Annotated in this window: 19 protein-coding genes; 6 read left to right on the top strand and 13 right to left on the bottom strand. The window is 71.5% G+C overall.

The features are described from left to right. Positions 1-45: 45 nt before the first annotated feature. Positions 46-723 (bottom strand): histidine phosphatase family protein, encoded by a 678-nt coding sequence (locus tag J3P44_RS23185; RefSeq protein ID WP_255892874.1) that lies wholly within the window; start codon positions 721-723, stop codon positions 46-48. Continuing rightward, complete coding sequence (hemL, locus tag J3P44_RS23180) at positions 724-2,052, bottom strand: glutamate-1-semialdehyde 2,1-aminomutase (RefSeq protein WP_255892873.1); 1,329 nt, start codon at positions 2,050-2,052, stop codon at positions 724-726. A gap of 179 nt (positions 2,053-2,231) precedes the next feature. On the opposite strand from hemL, the gene J3P44_RS25275 reads away from it, so the two are divergent. Next, on the top strand, positions 2,232-3,431 hold the full coding sequence (locus tag J3P44_RS25275; RefSeq protein WP_305122834.1) for a lytic transglycosylase domain-containing protein: 1,200 nt from the start codon (positions 2,232-2,234) through the stop codon (positions 3,429-3,431). Positions 3,432-3,456: 25 nt separating this feature from the next. Here the strand turns inward: J3P44_RS25275 and hemB are convergent, their stop codons facing one another. From hemB to J3P44_RS23150, 5 genes are read right to left on the bottom strand one after another with little or no spacing between them, the layout of a single operon-like run. Then, the gene (gene hemB / locus J3P44_RS23170; protein WP_255892872.1) at positions 3,457-4,455 is read right to left on the bottom strand and encodes a porphobilinogen synthase; all 999 of its coding nucleotides are present in this window, start codon (positions 4,453-4,455) and stop codon (positions 3,457-3,459) included. Positions 4,456-4,457: 2 nt separating this feature from the next. After that, positions 4,458-6,104: a bifunctional uroporphyrinogen-III C-methyltransferase/uroporphyrinogen-III synthase gene (locus J3P44_RS23165; protein WP_255892871.1), complete on the bottom strand. Its 1,647-nt coding sequence runs from the start codon at positions 6,102-6,104 to the stop codon at positions 4,458-4,460. After that, positions 6,101-7,051 carry a hydroxymethylbilane synthase gene (hemC, locus tag J3P44_RS23160; protein WP_255892870.1) on the bottom strand — a complete coding sequence of 317 codons (951 nt, stop codon included), beginning with the start codon at positions 7,049-7,051 and terminating at the stop codon, positions 6,101-6,103. Before hemC ends, J3P44_RS23165 begins: the two co-directional genes overlap by 4 nt. Beyond that, positions 7,048-8,334 (bottom strand): glutamyl-tRNA reductase, encoded by a 1,287-nt coding sequence (locus J3P44_RS23155; RefSeq protein ID WP_255892869.1) that lies wholly within the window; start codon positions 8,332-8,334, stop codon positions 7,048-7,050. The genes hemC and J3P44_RS23155 overlap by 4 nt, the downstream gene beginning before the upstream one ends. Next, positions 8,331-9,005 carry a redox-sensing transcriptional repressor Rex gene (locus J3P44_RS23150; protein WP_255892868.1) on the bottom strand — a complete coding sequence of 225 codons (675 nt, stop codon included), beginning with the start codon at positions 9,003-9,005 and terminating at the stop codon, positions 8,331-8,333. Before J3P44_RS23150 ends, J3P44_RS23155 begins: the two co-directional genes overlap by 4 nt. A 295-nt stretch (positions 9,006-9,300) precedes the next feature. Here J3P44_RS23150 and J3P44_RS23145 point away from each other — a divergent pair, with 295 nt between their 5' ends. Together J3P44_RS23145 and J3P44_RS23140 are read left to right on the top strand one after the other, a co-directional pair. Beyond that, positions 9,301-10,710 carry an HNH endonuclease signature motif containing protein gene (locus tag J3P44_RS23145; protein WP_255892867.1) on the top strand — a complete coding sequence of 470 codons (1,410 nt, stop codon included), beginning with the start codon at positions 9,301-9,303 and terminating at the stop codon, positions 10,708-10,710. 140 nt (positions 10,711-10,850) lie between these two features. Continuing rightward, entirely contained in the window at positions 10,851-11,609 is a 759-nt protein-coding gene (locus tag J3P44_RS23140) for a class I SAM-dependent DNA methyltransferase (RefSeq protein WP_255892866.1), read from the top strand. 32 nt (positions 11,610-11,641) lie between these two features. Here the strand turns inward: J3P44_RS23140 and J3P44_RS23135 are convergent, their stop codons facing one another. From J3P44_RS23135 to J3P44_RS23125, 3 genes are all read right to left on the bottom strand, one after another. Further along, positions 11,642-12,397: a class I SAM-dependent methyltransferase gene (locus J3P44_RS23135; RefSeq protein WP_255892865.1), complete on the bottom strand. Its 756-nt coding sequence runs from the start codon at positions 12,395-12,397 to the stop codon at positions 11,642-11,644. Continuing rightward, positions 12,394-12,669 (bottom strand): glutaredoxin family protein, encoded by a 276-nt coding sequence (locus J3P44_RS23130; protein WP_255892864.1) that lies wholly within the window; start codon positions 12,667-12,669, stop codon positions 12,394-12,396. Before J3P44_RS23130 ends, J3P44_RS23135 begins: the two co-directional genes overlap by 4 nt. 61 nt (positions 12,670-12,730) lie before the next feature. Next, positions 12,731-14,287: a class I adenylate-forming enzyme family protein gene (locus tag J3P44_RS23125; RefSeq protein ID WP_255892863.1), complete on the bottom strand. Its 1,557-nt coding sequence runs from the start codon at positions 14,285-14,287 to the stop codon at positions 12,731-12,733. A 31-nt stretch (positions 14,288-14,318) separates the two neighbouring features. Here J3P44_RS23125 and J3P44_RS23120 point away from each other — a divergent pair, with 31 nt between their 5' ends. The 3 genes from J3P44_RS23120 (at position 14,319) to J3P44_RS23110 (ending at position 17,375) form a co-directional block, all read left to right on the top strand. Next, a complete protein-coding gene (locus J3P44_RS23120) occupies positions 14,319-15,206 on the top strand; it encodes an HAD family hydrolase (RefSeq protein ID WP_255892862.1) in 888 nt (295 codons plus the stop codon). 83 nt (positions 15,207-15,289) lie between these two features. Further along, on the top strand, positions 15,290-16,072 hold the full coding sequence (locus J3P44_RS23115) for a sigma-70 family RNA polymerase sigma factor (protein ID WP_255892861.1): 783 nt from the start codon (positions 15,290-15,292) through the stop codon (positions 16,070-16,072). 79 nt (positions 16,073-16,151) lie between these two features. Then, the gene (locus J3P44_RS23110; RefSeq protein WP_255892860.1) at positions 16,152-17,375 is read left to right on the top strand and encodes a DUF5667 domain-containing protein; all 1,224 of its coding nucleotides are present in this window, start codon (positions 16,152-16,154) and stop codon (positions 17,373-17,375) included. Between the two features lie 40 nt (positions 17,376-17,415). On the opposite strand, the gene J3P44_RS23105 is transcribed toward J3P44_RS23110, so the two are convergent. Genes J3P44_RS23105 through J3P44_RS23095 form a run of 3 tightly spaced genes read right to left on the bottom strand, consistent with a single transcriptional unit; the run spans position 17,416 to position 19,701 of the window. After that, on the bottom strand, positions 17,416-18,618 hold the full coding sequence (locus J3P44_RS23105) for a lysophospholipid acyltransferase family protein (protein WP_255892859.1): 1,203 nt from the start codon (positions 18,616-18,618) through the stop codon (positions 17,416-17,418). Then, complete coding sequence (locus J3P44_RS23100) at positions 18,611-19,588, bottom strand: NAD-dependent epimerase/dehydratase family protein (RefSeq protein ID WP_255892858.1); 978 nt, start codon at positions 19,586-19,588, stop codon at positions 18,611-18,613. The genes J3P44_RS23105 and J3P44_RS23100 overlap by 8 nt, the downstream gene beginning before the upstream one ends. An 11-nt stretch (positions 19,589-19,599) precedes the next feature. After that, positions 19,600-19,701 (bottom strand): 30S ribosomal protein bS22, encoded by a 102-nt coding sequence (locus J3P44_RS23095; protein ID WP_008356322.1) that lies wholly within the window; start codon positions 19,699-19,701, stop codon positions 19,600-19,602. Between the last annotated feature and the right edge of the window lie 84 nt (positions 19,702-19,785).

Below are 19,785 nucleotides of genomic sequence, written 5' to 3'. Positions count from 1 at the left end.
GGCAGACCAGCCCGACGACGGGGGCGACGAACGAGCGGAGGAGCTTCAGGGCCGCTCCTCCTGCGGGGCGCCGCCGGCCGAGAACGGGGCTGAGCGGTCGCCCACCGGGATCAGGTCGCCGGCCGGCTCGGAGTAGCGCACCTGCACCATGCGGTCGTCGTCGAAGACGACGCTGGTCAGCGAGCACAGCGTGCACTGGCGGTTCTTGGGGTGGTGGATGTAGCTGCGCCGCTCGAGGAAGAGCCGGGTCGTCCAGATCGGCAGCTGGTGGGAGACGACCACTGCCTCGTGTCCCCTCGCCGCGTCGCGGGCGTCGTGGATCGCGGCGACCATCCGCCCGGCGATCTCTTCGTAGGGCTCGCCCCACGAGGGCTTGAAGGGGTTGTAGAGGTGGCGCCAGAGGTGCGGGCGCTTGACGATCGTCATCGCGCCGTCGCCGAAGCTGATCCCCTCGAAGACGTTGGAGGACTCGATCACCCGCGGGTCGACGACCGGCGTGAGGCCGCGCACCGACGCCAGCGGCGCTCCGGTCTCCCGGGCACGCTCGAGCGGTGACGTACGCATGTGCACGATGTCGCGGTCGCCGACCGACTCCGCGATCCGCTGTGCCATCGCGTTGCCGAGGTCGGAGAGATGGAACCCGTCGCGGCGGCCGTAGAGCACGCCCTCGGGGTTGTGGACCTCACCGTGCCGCAGCAGGTGGACCGTGGTCTGGACACCCATTCAGAGACCTCCTGCCGTGGCGGCCGCGAGGGCGGCCGCGGGAAGTGCGTCGATGATCGTCGAGATGGCCCGGTCGTCGTGGGCCGCGGACACGAACCACGCCTCATACGCCGACGGGGGCAGGTAGACCCCGTGGTCGAGCATCGAGTGGAAGAACGCGGCGTAGGCGGCGGTGTCCTGCTGGCTGGCCTCGGCGAAGTCGCGCACGGACTCCTCGCGGAAGAACACCGAGAACATGGTGCCCGCGGTCTGCACGGTGTGCGGCACGGACGCCGCCTCGAGGGTCTCGGAGACCGCGGTGCGGATCGTGTGCGCGGTGGCGTCGAGGTGCTCGTAGACCTCCGGCGTCGCGAGGCGGAGCGTGGCCAGGCCGGCGGTGGTGGCCACCGGGTTCCCGGACAGGGTGCCGGCCTGGTAGACCGATCCCTCGGGCGCCAGGTGGGCCATGAGGTCGGCGCGCCCGCCGAAGGCCGCGGCGGGGAACCCGCCACCCATCACCTTGCCGAAGGTCATCAGGTCCGGCGTCCAGCCCTCGATCGCGCCGTCGAGGCCCCAGCCGCCCTGCGCGGTCGCGCGGAAGCCGGTCATCACCTCGTCGCTGATGAACAGCGCCCCGTGGGCGCGGCAGGTCTCGGCCAGGAACGCGTTGAAACCGGGCGCGGGCGGGACGACGCCCATGTTGCCGGGCACCGCCTCGGTGATCAGGCAGGCGATCCGCGGGCCGTCGCTCTCGAACGCGGCCAGGACGGCCTCACGGTCGTTGTAGGGAAGGACCAAGGTGTCGGCCGTCGAAGAGACGGGGACGCCGCTGGTGCCCGGGACGGCGAGGGTCGCGACACCCGAGCCGGCCTGGGCCAGCAGCGGGTCGACGTGGCCGTGGTAGCAACCGGCGAACTTCACGACGATGTCGCGGCCGGTCGCGCCGCGCGCAAGCCGGATCGCGGACATGGTCGCCTCCGTGCCCGACGAGACGAACCGGACCAGCTCGACCGGTGTGCGCGCGACGATCTCCTCGGCGAGCTCGACCTCCGGCTCGGTGGGGGTGCCGTACGACGTACCGCGGGCCACCGCGCCGGCCACCGCGGCCTGGACGTCGGGGTGGGCGTGCCCGAGCAGCATCGGCCCCCACGAGCAGATCAGGTCGACGTAGTCGTTGCCGTCGGCGTCGGTGAGCCACGCCCCCGACGCGGAGGTGATGAAACGGGGGGTGCCGCCGACCGCGGTGAACGCGCGGACCGGTGAGTTGACGCCCCCCGGAGTCACGGCTCGGGCTCGCTCGAAGAGTGCCTCGCTGGCGGTGGTCGTCGAGGGGGTCGTCGCAAGGTTCACCGGGTCATTGTCACGTAGACACGCAAGGGACCCCCAGCCGGTGCTCACCATCCGTCGAGGATGTGCCTTGGCACACAAGTGACTGGAGCGTAACTTGGAGTGACAATCGCTCGTTGAGGTGTAGGTGAGTCCCGGAGGGGGCACCATGACACCAGTACGACTCAGGGGAGATGCACACCATGTCGACATTCGGCCGACTCCACCGCGCGACCGCGATCGTCCCTCTCGCGGTGCTGTCCGCGGCGTGGACCGCGAGCCTCGCCGGAGTGGGCGTGGGCTCGGCCAGCGCCGACGCGGACGGCTCGGGGACGCTCCCGGACGGCACCGTGCTCCCCGCCTCCGCGATCGAGGCACCGGCCAGCGTCGGTGACGAGGCCGTCAGCCGCGCGGCCGCACTCACCCCCGGCTCGGCCAGCAGCATCCCGCAGGCGGCCTTAGCCGCCTACCAGCGCGCCGAGGCCGTGATCAACAAGGCCGACGCGAGCTGCCAGCTCCCCTGGGAGCTGATCGCCGCGATCGGCCGCGTGGAGTCCGACCACGGTCGTCACGCCGGCAACACCCTCGACGACCAGGGCGTGGCCCGTCCCGGCATCTACGGCATCGCCCTCAACGGCAAGAACAACACCCAGGACATCGACGACACCGACGCCGGGGTGTACGACAACGACACCCGCCACGACCGCGCGGTCGGCCCGATGCAGTTCATCCCCTCGACCTGGGCGGTCGTGGGCGTGGACGGCGACAGCGACGGCACCCGCAACCCGCAGGACATCGACGACGCCGCCCTCGCGACGGCCGTCTACCTCTGCTCGGGCGAGGACGACCTGTCGAGCGAGCCCGGTCAGCGCGCCTCGGTCTACCGCTACAACCACTCCAACGCCTACGTCGACCTGGTCCTGGAGATCATGCAGGCCTACATGGACGGCGACTTCAGCGCCGTCCCGACCTCGACGCTGACCTCCGGCGTGATCCTCCCCGACACCACAGTCTCGGGCGGCGGCTCCGGCGACGACGGCGGCACGGGCATCGGCGGGGGCAAGGGCGGAAAGGGCGGCAAGGACGAGACCACGCCGACGTCGAAGCCGACCCCCACCCCGACGCCGACGCCCACTCCGGTCCAGACGCAGACGCCCACCCCGACGCCCACCCCGACGGCGACCCCGACGAAGGACCCGACCAAGGATCCGACGACCGTCGTGCCGACGACGACGCCCAGCGTGACGACCACGCTGCCCCCGCTGCCGACCCCCACGATCACCGAGACGCTGACGCTGGTCCAGGCCATGGCGCAGTGCACCAGCCAGGGCGTCGTCGACAACCCGCTCACGCCCAACACCAACGAGCTCCTCGACTGCGCGAACGCCCTGCTCTCGCCCTGACGAGCGCCTGACCCCCGCTGGCGGATCAGCGGCGCAGCAGCTGGGCGGCCTCGGAGGCCCAGTAGGTGAGGATCACGTCGGCGCCGGCACGGCGGATCGAGGTGAGGGTCTCCAGGATCGCGGCCTCACGGTCGATCCAGCCGTTGGCCGCGGCAGCCTCGACCATCGCGTACTCGCCGGAGATGTTGTAGGCGGCCACCGGCACGTCGACGGCGTCGCGCACCCGGCGGATGACGTCGAGGTAGGCGAGGGCCGGCTTGACCATGACGATGTCGGCGCCCTGCGCCACGTCGAGCAGCACCTCCCGCACGCCCTCGACGGCGTTGGCGGGGTCCTGCTGGTAGGTGCGTCGGTCGCCCTGGAGCGAGGAGTCGACGGCCTCCCGGAAGGGGCCGAAGAAGGCGGAGGCGTACTTCGCCGAGTAGGCCAGGATCGAGACGTGGTGGTGGCCGCCCGCGTCGAGCGCCTGGCGCACCACGGCGACCTGACCGTCCATCATCCCGCTGGGGCCGACCATGTCCACGCCGGCAGCGGCCTGCGCGAGCGCCATCTGGGCGTACGCCGCCAGCGTCAGGTCGTTGTCGACATCGCCGTCGGCGGTGAGCAGGCCGCAGTGGCCGTGGTCGGTGAACTCGTCGAGGCACAGGTCCGACATCACCGTGAGCTGGTCGCCGACCTCGGCGACCACGTCGGTGATCGCGAGGTTGAGGACGCCGCCGGGATCGATCCCGCCCGACCCCGTCGCGTCCTTGGTCTCGGGGATGCCGAAGAGCATCACGCCGCCGAGCCCGAGCTCCGCTGCCTCCGAGACGGCCTTCTTGAGGGAGTCGCGCGAGTGCTGCACGACGCCCGGCATCGAGGAGATCGGACGCGGCTCGGCCAGGCCCTCACGCACGAAGACCGGCAGCACCAAGGAGCTGGGCATCACAGAGGTCTCCGCGACCATCCGACGCAGCGCAGGCGTACGGCGCAGCCGTCGGGGTCGGATGAGCGGCGTGTCCAGCTCCCGGTGCTCCTCGGTCACGACTACTTGGCCCGTGCCTTCCGGCGGCCCGACGGGGTGCGTTCGCTGGGCCGGGTCACGGGCTCGCCGTTCTCCAGCATCGCCAATCGCCGCGTGCCTCCGAAGTCGGCCAAGGCGTCGACCAGGACCTCCACGTCCGGCGTGGGGGCGAGGACGTCGACCCGCAGGCCGTGCTCCTCGGCGGTCTTGGCGGTGGCCGGGCCGATGACCGCGATGATCGTCGACGGGTGCGGCTTGCCCGCGATGCCGACCAGGTTGCGCACGGTCGAGGACGAGGTGAAGACGACCGCGTCGAACTTGCCGGTCTTGATGGCGTCGCGGACCGGCGCCGGCGGCGGGGTGGCCCGCACGGTGCGGTAGGCCGTCACGTCGTCGCACTCCCAGCCCAGGTCGATCAGGCCGGCGACGAGGTTCTCGGTGGCGATGTCGGCGCGCGGCAGGAAGACCCGGTTGATCGGGTCGAGCAGCTCGTCGTACGGCGGCCACTCGGCGAGCAGGCCGGCGGCGGACTGCTCGCCCGAGGGGACCAGGTCGGCGCGCAGGCCCCAGGCGGAGATCGCCTCGGCGGTCTTGTCGCCGACCGCGGCGATCTTCAGGCCGGAGAAGGCACGCGCGTCCAGGCCGTAGTCCTCGAACTTCTCCCGGACCGCCTTGACGGCGTTGACCGAGGTGAAGGCGATCCACTCGTAGCGACCCTCGACCAGGCCGCGGACGGCCTTGTCCATCTGGAGCGGGTTGCGCGGGGGCTCGACCGAGATGGTCGGCACCTCCTCGGGCACCGCGCCGTACTCGCGCAGGCGGCGCGACAGCGAGCCGGCCTGCTCCTTGGTGCGGGGCACCAGCACACGCCAGCCGAACAGCGGCTTGGTCTCGAACCACGACAGGGTCTGGCGCAGGTCCACGACGTCGCCGATCACGGTGATCGCCGGCGGCGCGATGCGCGCGGCGCGGACGTCGGCGGCGATGTCGGCCAGGGTGGAGACGAGGGTCTGCTGCTCGGTCGTCGTGCCGACGCGGGTCATCGCGACCGGCGTCTCGGGCGAGCGGCCGGCCTCGATGAGGGCCTCGGCGGTCTGGGCGATGGTGCCCACTCCGGAGAGCAGGACGAGCGTGCGGTCGTCGGCGTAGGCGCTCCAGTCGACCTTCTCGCCACAGGTGACGACGGTCATCTCCTTGTGGCGCTTGGTGGTCAGCGGGATGCCTGCATAGGCCGGGACCGCGCTCACCGACGAGACGCCGGGCACGACGTCGAAGCCGACGCCCGCCTTCACGCAGGCCTGCGCCTCCTCGGGCCCGGAGGCGTAGAGGAACGGGTCGCCCGTCATCAGCCGGACGACGCGCTGCTTCTTGCCGTGGCGTACGACGACCTTCGCGCGGGCCGCGTGCGTCAGGGGCTGGCCGTCCTCGCCGAAGCCGCCGTCGACGATCTCCGGGCCGTCCTCGCCCTCGACCAGGCCGAGCACGGAGCGCACGAGCGCGGCGTGCTCGGGGGCCTCCGTGACGATGACCTCGGCGCTCCGGAGGAGCTCGACGGCACGCACCGTCAGCAGACCCGGGTCACCGGGTCCACTACCGACGAACGACACCCAGCCGGGGGTCGCCCCCTGGTTCGAGGTGCTGCTGGCCTGCGGGGTCTGTACTCGCGTCATGCGTGCTGCTTCCTCACTGGTGCTTCCATCAGGTCTGCTGCTCCCTCGTCGAGCATCGAGCTCGCGAGGCGGGTTCCGAGTGACTCGGCCTCAGTGACCGGGCCGGTGGTGCTCATGCGTACGGACAGGCCGCCGTCGGCCGACAGGGCCACGGCGCGCAGCCACAGCTCCTCACCGTCCTCGCCCTCGACGACGTCGGCCAGGGCACCCAGCGGGGCCGAGCAGCCGGCCTCGAGGGTGGACAGGACGGCCCGCTCGGCGGTGACCGCGGCGCGGGTGGCCGCGTCGTCCAGCTGGGCCAGCGCTGCGACCAGGTCGGTGTCGCCGGAGCGGCACTCGACGGCGAGCGCGCCCTGGCCGGGTGCGGGCAGCATCTGGAGCGGGTCGAGGACCTCGGTCACCTCGTCGAGGCGGCCGAGGCGAGCCAGTCCGGCGCGGGCCAGGACGACCGCGTCGACGTCGCCGTCACGGACCTTGCGGATCCGGGTGTCGACGTTCCCGCGGATGTCCTGGATGTCCAGGCCCAAGCCGAGTGCCTCGAGCTGGCTCGCGCGGCGCGGGGAGCCGGTGCCGAGGCGGCTGCCGACCGGCAGCTCACCGAGGGTCAGCCCGTCGCGGGCGACCACGACGTCACGCGGGTCCTCACGCTGGGGGATCGCGGCGAGCGTGATGCCCTCGGCGGGGGTGGTCGGCAGGTCCTTGAGCGAGTGGACGGCCACGTCGACGCGCCCGTCCAGGAGCGCGTCACGGAGCGCGCTCACGAAGACCCCGGTGCCGCCGAGGGAGGCCAGCGGAGCCGAGCTGCGGTCGCCCTCGGTCGAGACCTCGACCAGCTCGACCTCGCGGCCGAGGCGCTCGCGGATCAGGTCGGCGACGAGACCGGACTGGGTGGTGGCGAGCGCCGAGGCACGGGTGCCCAGGCGCAGGACGGAGGAGGGGGTGCTCACTGTTGTCCCTCCGCTCGCGTCATCGCGTCCACGGCGTCGGGGTCGAGGCGGAAGAGCTCGGCCAGCGCGGCGGTGTAGGAGACGGCAGGCTCGGCGTCGGCGAGCTCCTTGACCCGCACGGTGGGCTCGTGGAGCAGCTTGTCGGCGACCCGGCGCACGGTGTGGAGCACCTCGGCACGGGTGGCCTCGTCGAGGCCGGGCAGGCGCGCGGAGAGGCGCTCCATCTCCGCGTCGACCACGGTGGTGGCCATCGACCGCAGGGCCACGACCGTCGGGGTGACGCTCGCCTGACGGCGTACGGCGAGGAAGGCGCTGATCTCCTGGCCGACGATGGTGCGTACGTCGTCGACGCCGGCAGCGGCCTCCAGATCGCGCAGCTCGTCGGCGAGCACGGCCAGGCTGATCAGCTCGACGCCGGGGAGGTCGGCGACGGACGGGTCGACGTCGTGGGGCAGGGCGAGGTCGATGACGGTCAGCGGACGGTCGCTGCCGCCGCGGGCGGTGACGACGTCGGCCAGGCGCACCTGGGGCTCGGGGGCGCCGGTGCAGGAGACGACGAGGTCGGCCCCGGCCAGCTGGTCGGCGAGCGCCGTCAACGGCACGGACGTGGCGGCGTACTCGGCGGCGAGCCGCTCGGCGTTGGTGGGGGTGCGGTTGAGCACGGAGATGCTCGCGGCGCCACCGCGGGCGAGGTGGGCAACCGCGAGCGAGGCCATCGCACCGGCGCCGATGACGACCGCAGTCGCGCCGGCGACGGGGACGCTGCTGCGCTCGAGCGCGGCGCTCACCAGCGAGGGGGCGGCTCGGTCGATGTCGGTCTCGGCGTGGGCCCGCTTGCCGACCCGCAGGGCCTGCTGGAAGAGCGTGTTGAGCGCAGGGCCGACCGTACCGTGCTCCTGGCCGATCCGCAGCGCCTCGCGGGTCTGGCCGAGGATCTGGCCCTCGCCGACGACCATCGAGTCCAGTCCCGACGCGACCTGGAAGAGGTGCGAGACGGCGCCCTCGTCGTAGTGGACGTAGAGATGCGGCAGCAGGGCCTCGGTGGTCTTCTCGGCCCGCGCGACCAGGAGGCCGGACAGGTCCTCGACGCTGCCGTGGAAGCGGTCGACCTCGGCGTAGACCTCGAGCCGGTTGCAGGTGACGATCGCGGTGGCCTCGGTGACGTGCTCACCGGCCATCGCCTCGGCGATCAGCTTCACGGTGCCGTCGGCGTCGAGAGCGAGCCGCTCGAGGAGCTCGACCGGCGCGGACTTGTGGGAGATCCCCACCACCAACACGCTCATGACACGTCCTCCGATCCGGGCGAGACCGCCTTGCGCTGTTCGTGGTAGGCGAGGATCTGCAGCTCGATGGACAGGTCCACCTTGCGTACGTCGACGCCGTCGGGCACCGACAGGACGGTCGGCGCGAAGTTGAGGATGCTGGTGATGCCGGCGGCGACCATCCGCTCGGCCACCGCATGGGCGGCGACCGCCGGAGTCGCGATCACGCCGATCGAGACGTCGTGCTCAGCCACGATGGACTCGAGGTCCTCGAAGGAGCGGACGTCGAGACCCGCCACGACCTCGTCGTGCCGGCTGGGATCGGCGTCGAGCAGCGCCACGACCCGGAAGCCGCGGCTGCGGAAGCCGGAGTAGTTGGCGAGCGCGTGGCCGAGGTTTCCGATGCCGACGATGACCACGGGCCAGTCCTGGGTCACGCCGATCTCGCGCGCGATCTGGTAGCGGAGGTACTCCACGTCGTAGCCCACACCGCGGGTGCCGTAGCTGCCGAGGTAGGAGAGGTCCTTGCGCAGCTTGGCGCTGTTGACTCCCGCGGTCGCAGCGAGCTCCTCGCTCGAGCAGGTCGTCGTGCCGTCCTCGGCCAGGCCCGTCAGGGCACGCAGGTACACGGGAAGCCGCGCGACAGTCGCCTCGGGAATGTCCCGGGCAGAGTCGGGGGTCCGTGCGGTCACAGCTGCTCTTTTCCAGTCCCCGCGAACCTCGCGTGGACCCCGTCACTGTAGGAGTTTGTGAACGGGAGAACAAAACGAGAGCAGTGCGGGCTAGCACATGTGAGAAGACCCACCCGACGCGGGGGTGGACAGCGGGGTCTCAGCAGTGCCGCCAGTCTCCTCACCACGCCCACCATCGGTAAGTGAGGTGGGAACGGGGCGAGCCTCGAAACCGCGTCCGCGGACGCCGCGATCTTGACGTTCTCTGGACTCTCAGACGCACCGAGTGTCGGTGGCCTTCCGTAGAATCGAACACATGATCGAGACGCTGGCGGGGCCCGGGACCGAGGTCGACGACGACCTCACCGCCTCGGGTCTGCTCGCCCTCGCCCGCGATCGCAAGGCCGCCGAGGACCGCGCGGCTGCCGACCTGCTCGACCTCGCCGCCCGATGGGCCGACCTCCACCCGCCCGAGTCGATCCACCACGCCGCGACCTTCACCAGCGGCCGCGGGATGGGGCTCGAGGTCGAGGAACCCATCGCCGGGGAGGGCTGCCCCACGGTGGCGGAGTTCTGCGTCGCCGAGCTCGGCACCGTCCTGGGCATCTCCATCGTGTCGGCGAAACGGCTGATCGGGCACGCCCTGGAGCTGCGGCACCGGCTCCCTCGACTGTGGACGCAGGTCCAGTCGGGTGGGGTCGCACCGTGGCGGGCCCGGATGGTGGCCGAAGCCACCATCCACGCCACCCCGTCGCTGACTCCCGAGGCGGCCGGATGGGTCGACGCCCAGGTCGCCGCCGTCGCCGGACGTGTCGGCCCCGCGCAGCTGGACCGGCTGGTCGCCGAGACCATCAAGCGTTTCGAGCTCGCCGCGGCGGATCCGGCGGCGGATCCCGAGGACGGCCACCTGTCCGTGGACCCCCGCCACGCCACCCTCCACGACCAGGACGTCCACTACGCCGGCACCATGCACCTCGAAGCCGACCTCGACATCGCCGACGCCCTCGACGTCGACCGCGTCCTGACCCACGGCGCCGAGCTGCGCAAAGCCCTCGGCTCCACCGAGTCCCTCGACGCCCGAAGGGCTGCCGCCCTCGGTGACCTCGCACGCACGCAGACCGCGCTCGACCTCCACCGTCAGGGCGGGGCCGGTCCTCGTGACGGCGATGATCTGCCCCCGGCGCGCGAGGTCGTGCTGCACGCCCACTTCGACGCTTCACTTGATGGGCTGAGCACCGTCTTCGGGCCGACCGGGCGGCTCGAGGAAGGCCAACGTCTCCTGCTGCTCGAGCAGGTCCGGGCCTGGTGCGGCGAGTCCCGGACGAAGGTGACCGTCAAGCCCGTCATCGACCTCAACGCTCACCTCGAAGCGCCCGGCTACGAGATCCCCGACCGGATCCGCGAGCAGGTCCTTCTCCGCGACCGGACTTGTGTCTTTCCCTGGTGCAGCCGGCCGTCCAGACGCTGCGACGCGGACCATGTCATCGAGTACGACCACGACGCCGAGGCCGAAGGCCGACCACAACCCGGCCCTACCGTGACGCCCAACCTCGCCGCGCTCTGCCGGTTCCACCACCGCCTCAAGACCCACACCGCCTGGCACTACGACGTCATCGGGCCAGGTGAGTTCGAGTGGACCAGCCCCCACGGACACCGCTGCCGCCGCGACCCTTCCGGCACCACCGCCCTCGATCCGCCGGGCATCCCGCGACCACGACGACCATGACCCCGCCCCACACCCCGCCACTGCGGATGGCGGGGTCACCGGCATGCCTTCGCCCGCGCGTTCGGCGTGCACCCTCGCCCGACCGAAGACACTCGTCATCGCGGTGCGCCCAGTGGGCTGCTGAACGTAGGTTCGAGTCGATGCGAGAACCCGATGCCATCTTCGCGGATCCACGCCAGGCTGCCCTCTACGACGTCTTCGACGACGACCGCTCCGACCTGGACGCGTATGCAGCGATCGTCGCGGAGCTCGGCGCTCGACGTGTCATCGATGTCGGATGCGGCACCGGCACTCTGGCGGTTCGCCTGGCCGGAGAAGGGCTCTCCGTGATCGGCGTGGATCCAGCGGCTGCGTCGCTCGACGTCGCCCGAGCCAAGCCGGGCGCTGACCTCGTCACATGGATCCATGGCGACGCCCCCGCCGCGGGCGAGGTCCGCCCCCCGGCCGACCTCGCCGTGATGACGGGCAACGTCGCGCAGGTGTTCCTCTCCGACGACGACTGGTGCGCGGCCACGGACGCCATTCACACCGCGCTCCGACCGCAAGGCTGGTTCGTGTTCGAGACCCGGAGACCCGAGGTACGCGACTGGTTGAACTGGAACATTCCACCCACACGAGTCGCCCTACCCGACGGTCGTATCGCCGTCGTCACGCGCAGCGTCACCGACGTCTCGCTGCCACTTGTCACCTTCCGCGGGTCCACCACGATCGACGACGAGGTCCTCTGGTCCACCTCGACCCTTCGGTTCCGTGATCGCCACGAGATCGAGCGTTCCCTGGATGGCCGCGAATTCGACGTGATCGATGTCCGTGACGCACCCGACCGCCCCGGCAAGGAGCACGTCTTCCTCGCACAGCGACGAGAAGGGAAGCGACAACCGGTGTCTGAGCTCACGTAGGACGCCCTGCACGTGAGGAAATAGCCCGCCGCTCAGTCCAGCGGCGCCGGCGTCCACCGCGTACAACTCGCCCGGTGCCGGACCGGCATCGCAAGCCGTCCGGCTGCGTCGCAGACTTCTTGGAGCTCAGCCCGGGCCGACTCGAGCCACTCGTCGCGCTCGGCAGGAGTCATCGCGATCGCCATGGATGTCGTGGCCAGGTTCGCGGCGCGGTGAGCAGGGGTCAGCTCCCAGACCCAGTCGAACTGCGCGAACTCGAGCTCCTCCGCGGCAGCGAGCGGGAGCCGTTGCGTCACGCCGTCCGGCCCACCCTTGGTGCCGCGGTCGTACATGTCCGGCGCGCCGGCGAGAGCGAGCTCCCATGGTTCCACCGGCTCCGCGACGACGTTCCACACCAGCCCCAGCCAACCGCCGGGCCTGAGGACACGTCGCACCTCCTGCATGGTCGCCTCGGGATCGAACCAGTGCCACGCGTCGGCGACGAGGACCGCATCCACGGATGCATCCGGCAACGGGAGTGCCGTCGAGCGGCCCGCGTGGCATCGGGCCGCAGGGTTGTTCCGAGCGAGGACAGCACGCATTCGCGGGTCGGGCTCCACTGCCTCGACGCTGATCCCGCGCGACAGCAGCAGAGACGTCAGGCGTCCGGTCCCCGCACCGACCTCCGCCACCGTTGCGGGAGCTGCGGGCGCGAGCCAGTCGACGGCCGCTGCCGGGTAGCTCGGACGCCACCGGTCGTACTCCTCGGCCATCGTGCCGAACGAGAGCGCCCGGTCCTCTCGCGTCACTCGCTCTCCCGCCGGCGGGGTGGCGACGTGAGGGCGGCGCGCAGCCGGGTCTCGTCGACGCGCCAGAAGTCGTGCTGCGCCCCGTCGACGTACGTCACCGGGATCTCCTCGCCGAAGCGGTCGGCGAGGTCACCGTCGGAGTCGATGTCGATCTCGACCCACGACTCCCCCAGGTCCTCGCACACCCGCGCGACGACCTCCCGCGCGGCGTCGCAGAGGTGGCAGCCCGGTCGTGAGTAGAGCGTGACCCGGGGATCGACTGGGGTGTTCATCCGGGGTCCCCGCGGCGTTGTTCGGGGGAGCGAAGCGGAGGAGAAGAACGTCGTGGGGTGATCATCCGAGCAGTCCGTCGATCCGCCGTCGCTCGATCCCGCGCAGGCGGCCCTTCTGGACCTTGCCGGTGACCGTGAGCGGCAGGGCATCGACGACCTCGACGCGGGTGGGTTGCTTGAAGCGGGCGAGCCGCTGGTCGGCGTGGGCCCTGACGGCCGACTCGACAGCCGAGGGGTCGCCGTCCGCGACGACGTAGGCGACCACGGTCTCGCCGGTCTCCTCGTCGGGAGCGCCGATGACCGCGGCGTCGGTGACCCCGTCGACCTCGCGGAGCACGTCCTCCACCTCGGTCGGGTAGACGTTGAAGCCGCTGACGATGACCAGCTCCTTCACCCGGTCGACCAGGAACAGGTCACCGGTGGCGTCGAGGAAGCCGACGTCGCCCGTGCCGAACCAGCCCTGGGCGTCGGGTCCGTCGGACGAGTCGGGCCAGTAGCCGCTGAAGAGGTTGTCGCCACGGACCTGGATCTCACCGGGGTCCTCGCCCTCGACGACGTGGTGGGTCTCGTCGACCAGTCGGAGCTCGATGCCGGGCAGTGCGGCACCCACCGAGCCGGGCTGGTTCTGCTGGCTGCACAGGGTGCTGGTCACGACCGGCGAGGCCTCGGTCAGGCCGTAGCCCTGGTGCACCGGGATGCCGGTGATCCCCATGAACTCCTCGACGACCTGCTGCTCGAGCGGGGCAGAGCCGGACAGCACCAGCCGCACCGGGCCCAGGCGCTCCTTGAGGTGCTCGTCGGGGAGCCAGTGGGCGAACACGGGCGGAGCGATCGGAACGACGCTGCACGCCTCGTCGTCGATCAGGTCCAGCACCGCCTGCGGCTCGAACTGCTCGACCAGCAGAAGCCGGGCGCGGTGGCGCAGGACCCCGCCGAGGACAGCGTTGAGGCCGTAGACGTGGAAGAGCGGGAGGACACCGAGCACCACGTCGTCGCCGTGCATCATCGGCGGCTCGACGGCCGCGACCTGCTCGATGTTCGCGAGCAGGGCGCGGTGGCTGAGCATCGCGGCTCGAGGTCGACCGGAGGTGCCGCTGGTGTAGAGCAGGGCCGCCAGCTTCTCGGGGTCCGGGAGCGGGGGCACGGGTCGTACGACGTCCGCGCGCAGGTCGGCGAAGGCGACCTCGCCGTCCCCGGGCTCGGCACCGGTCACGACCACGGTCGGTGCGGCGACGCCTCCCATGTCGGCGAGCTCGACCAGCGCCGTGCGTACGACGTCGAGCGCGGTCTCGTCGACCACGACGAGCCGTGTGCCGGAGTCGGCGATCATCCGGGCGATCTCGCCGGGGGCCGAGCGCGGGTTCACCGGGACCGCCACGACCTGGGCGCGGAGGACGCCGAGGTAGGCCGTCACGAACTCGATCCGGTTGCTCACCACGATCATCACCCGCTGGCCGGCGCGGATGCCGTGGGCGCCGAGGCCGGTGGCGAACCGGGCGACCTCGTCCTCCAACCGGGACCAGGTGAGCGTGCGACCGCCGCTCTCGACCAGGGCCTGCCGGTCGGGCACATCTGCCGCCGCCTCGGCCACCAGGGCGGAGATGTCGTTGCGCGGCATGCCTCGATCCTTCCACAGCTACGCTGCTCGGGTGCCCCCTTCCGAGCGTTCCCGTCCGCTCAACCTGCAGCTGCGCTCGGCGCTCGCCGGGGAGGCCGCCGCGGCGGCAGCGGAGGTCGAGAGCGCGCTCACCACGCCCAGCGACCTGACCGCCGCGGCGTTCTTCGACGTCGACAACACCGTGATGCAGGGCGCCAGCATCTTCCACTTCGCCCGGGGCCTCCACCGGCGCAAGTTCTTCACCACACGGGAGATCGCCGCAGCCGCGTGGAAGCAGGCCTACTTCCGCTTCGTCGGCGTCGAGGACCCCGAGCACGTGGCCGAGGCGCGCAACTCGGCGCTGTCCTTCATCGCCGGGCACACCACCACCGAGCTCGAGGAGCTCGGTGAGGTGATCTTCGACGAAGGCATGGCCCACCGCATCTGGCCCGGCACCCGGGCCCTGGCCCAGCTCCACCTCGACGAGGGCCAGCGGGTCTGGCTCGTCACCGCGGCCCCGATCGAGATCGCCAGCATCATCGCCCGCAGGCTCGGACTGACCGGCGCGATGGGCACGGTCGCCGAGCACGTGGACGGCGTCTACACCGGGCGGCTGGTCGGCGACCTCCTGCACGGCCAGGCCAAGGCCGAGGCGATCAAGGCCCTGGCCGCGCGCGAGGGGCTCGACCTCGCCCGCTGCTCGGCCTACTCCGACTCCAGCAACGACCTGCCGATGCTCTCGCTGGTCGGCGACCCGTGCGCGATCAACCCCGACGCCCGGCTGCGGGCCCACGCCAGGGCCAACGGCTGGCGGATCCGCGACTACCGCACCGGTCGCAAGGCGGCCCGCGCCGGCCTGGTGGCTGCGGCCGTCGCCGGTGCCGTGTCGGGAGCCGTCGCCGCCGGCGTCAGCGTGCGCGGTCGCGACCGCGCATCCTGAAACGTAACTGATAGTTACCGACGGGTTCACAGGAGCGCCGCTGCCACCTATCGTGGTGGGGCTGCGACCGGGAGGGAATCCGCATGCGGTCATCACCACAGGGCCTCGAGCATGCCTTCGAGGAGGGACTCGACGCGCTCCGGCGCGCGGTGTGGGCTGCTCTCTCGCCCCAGGTGCTGCTGGCCGAGGCCGCAGCGCCGGGCTCCGCGTCGGTCTCCTCGGACTCCGGGCCCTCGGTCCCGTCCGGCCCCTTCGGCTCCAGCCCGATCGGCGACGAGGACCGCGCCACCTCCTCCGAGGTCGACGAGTCCGAGCGCGAGCGGCTGATCGCCCTGGTGGAGCTGGCCCGCTCCGGTGACAAGGACGCCTTCGGCCTCCTCTACGACCACTACCAGGCCTCGGTCTACCGCTTCCTCTACTACCGCACCCGCTCCCAGGCGCTGGCCGAGGACCTCACGTCCGAGACCTTCTTCCGCGCGCTGCGGAGCATGAACAACTTCAGGTGGCAGGGCAAGGACTTCGGCGCCTGGCTGATGACCATCGCGCGCAACCTCACGACCGATCACTTCAAGTCGGGCCGGACGCGCCTCGAGATGACCACCGAGGACATGGCGCCGCACGACGACACCACCGAGGGGCCCGAGGACGCGGTGATCGCGGGGCTCACCAACGAGGTGCTGCTCAAGGCGCTCAGCGAGCTGCCGACCGAGCAGCGCGAGTGCCTCATCATGCGCTTCCTGCAGGGCCTGTCGATCGCGGAGACGGCGCTGGCGCTCAGTCGCTCGGACGGCGCCGTCAAGCAGCTCCAGCTGCGCGGCGTACGCAACCTGGCCAAGCTGCTGCCGGAGGGGTTGAGAGAGTCATGACTCCACCCGTAACTCGGGGCTCCTGCCGCTCGTTCGTCTGTGTGGGAGCACCCACCAGAAGCAGGACAGGACGAGCGCGATGACACCCGCCTTCTCGGCACGACGCCGTGCCGACGAGTTCGAGGCACTCCTCTCCCGGCGCCCCGACGCCCCGCTCTCCGAGCGGGATGCGGCGCGCTTCGCTGCCCTGCTGGACGTCGTGGGCGACCTGAGGGCGATGCCCGAGGTCGCGCCGCGCCCGGAGTTCGTGAGCTCGCTCCGCGAGCGCCTGATGGTCGAGGCCGACACCGTGCTCCTCCGTCAGCCCTCCACCCCGCCCCGACTGGCGATGCCGGCCACCTCTCGCACTCGCGAGCGTCGCGTCGGCGCGCTGCTCGGTGGTGCCGCCCTGGTCGGCGCGGCCGCCACGATGGCGGTGGCGGCCCAGACGGCCCTGCCTGGCGAGTCGCTCTACGGCGTCAAGCGCGGGATCGAGGCTGCCGAGGTCCGCTTCGCCGGCGACGACGCCGCCCGCGGCCGCACGCTCCTGGCCCACGCCGAGACCCGCCTCACCGAGCTCGAGGATCTGGCGTCCGGCAGCGGCGGCACCGACGAGCTCGTCCCCGACACCCTCGACGCCTTCACGGAGCAGTCCAGCGAGGGCGTGCACGACCTGCTGACCGCCTACGACCGCGGCGGCGACGAGCAGGACGTCCAGCGCGCCCGCGAGTTCACCGCCGACAGCATGGACCGCCTCGCCGCTCTCGAGCACCAGCTCCCGAGCGACGCCCGCGACGAGCTGCTTGCCGCCGGCCGGACCCTCACCGACCTCGACATGGAGATCAGCACCGCCTGCCCGGCGTGCGGCGGCGGGATCACCACGACGCCGGACTTCCTGCTGACCAGCGCGCCGACCGACCTGCTCACCGGACTGGACAGCGACGAGCAGACCCTGGAGGCAGCGCCAGTCTCGGGCCAGGACCTCACCGGGATCACCGTCCCCGAGGTGCTCCAGCCCCCTTCGTCGATGCCGACACCGTCACCCAGCACGCCCAGCCCGTCGGTGACGCCCGAGGTCACCGTCCCTGACCCGACCAAGCCGGAGCCCACGCGCCCGGGCGACGTCACCGACATCACCGACGACGTCACCGACACGACCACCGACCTGGCCAACGAGCTCCAGGGCGTCACTGGTGGTGCGGTCGGCGGCCTGACGACCAGCGTCGACGACGCCACCGGCGGCCTCATCGACGAGGTCACGGGCACGCTCGAGGGGCTCAGCGGCGACACGCTCGACCAGGCGACCGGCGACCTGCTGCCCTAGGCGTTGGCGCGGGCACGTCGCCCGATGCCTGGCTGAAGACCTAGCTGAAGACGCCGTCGCGCTCGCGCAGCAGGTCGAACAGCGTGTGCTGGATGGTCTCGCGCACCTGGTCGGTGACGTTGAAGACCAACATCGGGTCCTCGGCCTCGCTGGCGTCGTAGGCGTCGGTGCGGATCGGCTCGCCGAACTCGAGGATCCACTTCGAGGGCAGCGGCACCATGCCGAGCGGGCCCAGCCACGGGAAGAACGGCGTGATCGGGATGTAGGGAACGCCCAGCAGCCGTGCCAGGGACGGGACGTTGCCGACGAGGGGGTAGATCTCCTCGGCGCCGACCACGGAGAGCGGGATGATGGGTACGCCCGTGCGCAGCGCGGCGGACACGAAGCCACCACGACCGAAGCGCTGGAGCTTGTAGCGCTCGCTGAACGGCTTGCCGATCCCCTTGAAGCCCTCGGGCCAGACTCCGACCAGCTCGCCGCCCGACAGCATCCGCTCCGCGTCCTCGGTGCACGCGAGTGTGGCTCCGCTCTTGCGGGCCAGTGAGCTGACCACCGGCATCTTGAAGACCAGGTCCGCGCCGAGCGGGCGCAGGAAGCGGTGGGCGTGGTCGTGCACGGCCAGCATCGTCATCAGGCCGTCGAGCGGCACCGTGCCGGAGTGGTTGGAGACGACGAGGGCGCCGCCCTCGGCGGGGATGTTCTCCAGGCCGCGCACCTCGAGGCGGAACCACTTCTCGGCCACGGGGCGCAGGGCGGCCATGAAGAACCGCTCGGTCAGCTCGCGGTCGAAGCCGTAGTCGTCGACCTCGTAGTCGCCCTCGAGCCGCCGGCGCATGAACGCCATGAGCTCGGCGAGCCGGCGCTCCCAGTCGTCACCGAAGACCTCCGCCGCTGCGCCCTGGGCGGCGGCCAGCCAGTCGCTGACAGGGATGCCTCCCATGGGCGGTGCGTGAGCAACCTTCTCGGCCCCCGATTCGGTTGCTGGGCCACCGCCCGAGGCGCCGACCCTGGGGGGCGGTGCGTCAGCAACCTTCTCGGCCCGCGGTTCGGTTGCTGGGCCACCGCCGGTCGGGCGCCGTGCCGCCGGCTTCTTGGCTGGGGGCTTCTTCGCTGCCGGCTTCTGGGCGGCGGGAGCGAGGTTGCGCGCTGCGGACGAGGGGCGCGCCTTGCCGGTGCCTCGGCCGGGGCGGCCACCGGTCCCGATCGGGATGACCACCGCTTCCCCGCGAGCCTCCTCAGGCACGGCCGACTCCTTCCAGGGGCGCGGACGTCATCTCGCGGCAGAAGTCGGCGAAGGCCTCGGCCGTGGAGTAGGCGGGCTCGAAGCCGAGCTGGGTGCGCATCCGGGTGGTGTCCACACCTCGACCGTAGGTGAGGAACCCCAGCTGCTCCGGCGAGAAGTCCGACAGGCGAGCCTGGCGCATCGTCGCGCCGAGGCGGCCGACCGCGAAGCGCGGCATCGCGATGGACGGCTTGCCGAGTCGGCGTACGGCCTGGCTCAGCGTCAACAGCCCGTCGCCCGCCACGTTGAAGGTGCCCGGGATGCCGGTGACCGCCGCGTGGCGCAGGACGCGCAGCAGGTCGTCCTCGTGGAGGAACTGCAGCCGCGGGTCGAAGCCCAGCACGCGCGGGACGACGGGGAGCCGGAAGTAGTTGGTCAACGGGCTGGAGACGTGGGGGCCGATGACGTTGGCGGCCCGGATCATCGTGACGTCGACGTCGGGCCGGCGGCGGGCGAAGCCGCGTACGTAGCCCTCGATCTCGTAGACGTCCTTGGCGTAGCCCGAGGAGGGCAGGCGTTTGGGCCCCATGTCCTCGGTGAACATCGCGGGGTCGCGCGGGCTCGAGCCGTAGACCGTGGTGGTCGACTTCACGACCAGGCGATCGACCGTCGTCGACTTCTGGCATGCAGCGAGCAGCTGCATCGAGCCGATGACGTTGAGCTCCTTCATCGTCCCGCGACCGCCGGCCGAGCCGGGTGTGGCGATCACGCTCATGTGGACGACGGTGTCGACGTCCTCCTTGGCGAGGACCTTGGCTATCACGGGGTTGCGGATGTCAGCGCGGACGAAGGAGACGTCCCCGATGTCGCCCCGCGGGGGGACGACATCCACCCCGATGACTCGCTCGATGGACGGGTCGCCGGCCGCGGCGCGCGCGAATCGTCGCCCGATGTCCCGGGAGATCCCGGTGACCAGCACGACCCGTCCCATGGTCGAGGGTGTTACTTGCCGAGCTTGCGTCGCTGGACGCGCGTCTTCTTGAGGAGCTTGCGGTGCTTCTTCTTGGCCATGCGCTTGCGCCGCTTCTTGATGACAGAACCCACGTGGATCAGACCTTTCCCTACGGCCGACACCTGTCGGCCGGACGCGCCCACCCTACTTGGCAGGTGCGGGCAGTGCGGAATCGC

Source organism: Nocardioides astragali, from assembly GCF_024436375.1.
In the GTDB taxonomy this organism is placed as follows: domain Bacteria; phylum Actinomycetota; class Actinomycetes; order Propionibacteriales; family Nocardioidaceae; genus Nocardioides; species Nocardioides astragali.
The sequence above is the reverse complement of the archived record's forward strand: the minus strand, read 5'-3'. Positions and strand labels throughout refer to the sequence as shown.

What these genes read in the sequence shown, in the direction of transcription:
- J3P44_RS23185 (WP_255892874.1), bottom strand. Translation starts at nt 723, where the DNA reads ATGGGTGTCCAGACCACGGTCCACCTGCTGCGGCACGGTGAGGTCCAC.
- J3P44_RS25275 (WP_305122834.1), top strand. Translation starts at nt 2,232, where the DNA reads ATGTCGACATTCGGCCGACTCCACCGCGCGACCGCGATCGTCCCTCTC.
- J3P44_RS23165 (WP_255892871.1), bottom strand. Translation starts at nt 6,104, where the DNA reads ATGACGCGAGTACAGACCCCGCAGGCCAGCAGCACCTCGAACCAGGGG.
- J3P44_RS23155 (WP_255892869.1), bottom strand. Translation starts at nt 8,334, where the DNA reads ATGAGCGTGTTGGTGGTGGGGATCTCCCACAAGTCCGCGCCGGTCGAG.
- J3P44_RS23145 (WP_255892867.1), top strand. Translation starts at nt 9,301, where the DNA reads ATGATCGAGACGCTGGCGGGGCCCGGGACCGAGGTCGACGACGACCTC.
- J3P44_RS23140 (WP_255892866.1), top strand. Translation starts at nt 10,851, where the DNA reads ATGCGAGAACCCGATGCCATCTTCGCGGATCCACGCCAGGCTGCCCTC.
- J3P44_RS23130 (WP_255892864.1), bottom strand. Translation starts at nt 12,669, where the DNA reads ATGAACACCCCAGTCGATCCCCGGGTCACGCTCTACTCACGACCGGGC.
- J3P44_RS23125 (WP_255892863.1), bottom strand. Translation starts at nt 14,287, where the DNA reads ATGCCGCGCAACGACATCTCCGCCCTGGTGGCCGAGGCGGCGGCAGAT.
- J3P44_RS23115 (WP_255892861.1), top strand. Translation starts at nt 15,290, where the DNA reads ATGCGGTCATCACCACAGGGCCTCGAGCATGCCTTCGAGGAGGGACTC.
- J3P44_RS23110 (WP_255892860.1), top strand. Translation starts at nt 16,152, where the DNA reads ATGACACCCGCCTTCTCGGCACGACGCCGTGCCGACGAGTTCGAGGCA.
- J3P44_RS23100 (WP_255892858.1), bottom strand. Translation starts at nt 19,588, where the DNA reads ATGGGACGGGTCGTGCTGGTCACCGGGATCTCCCGGGACATCGGGCGA.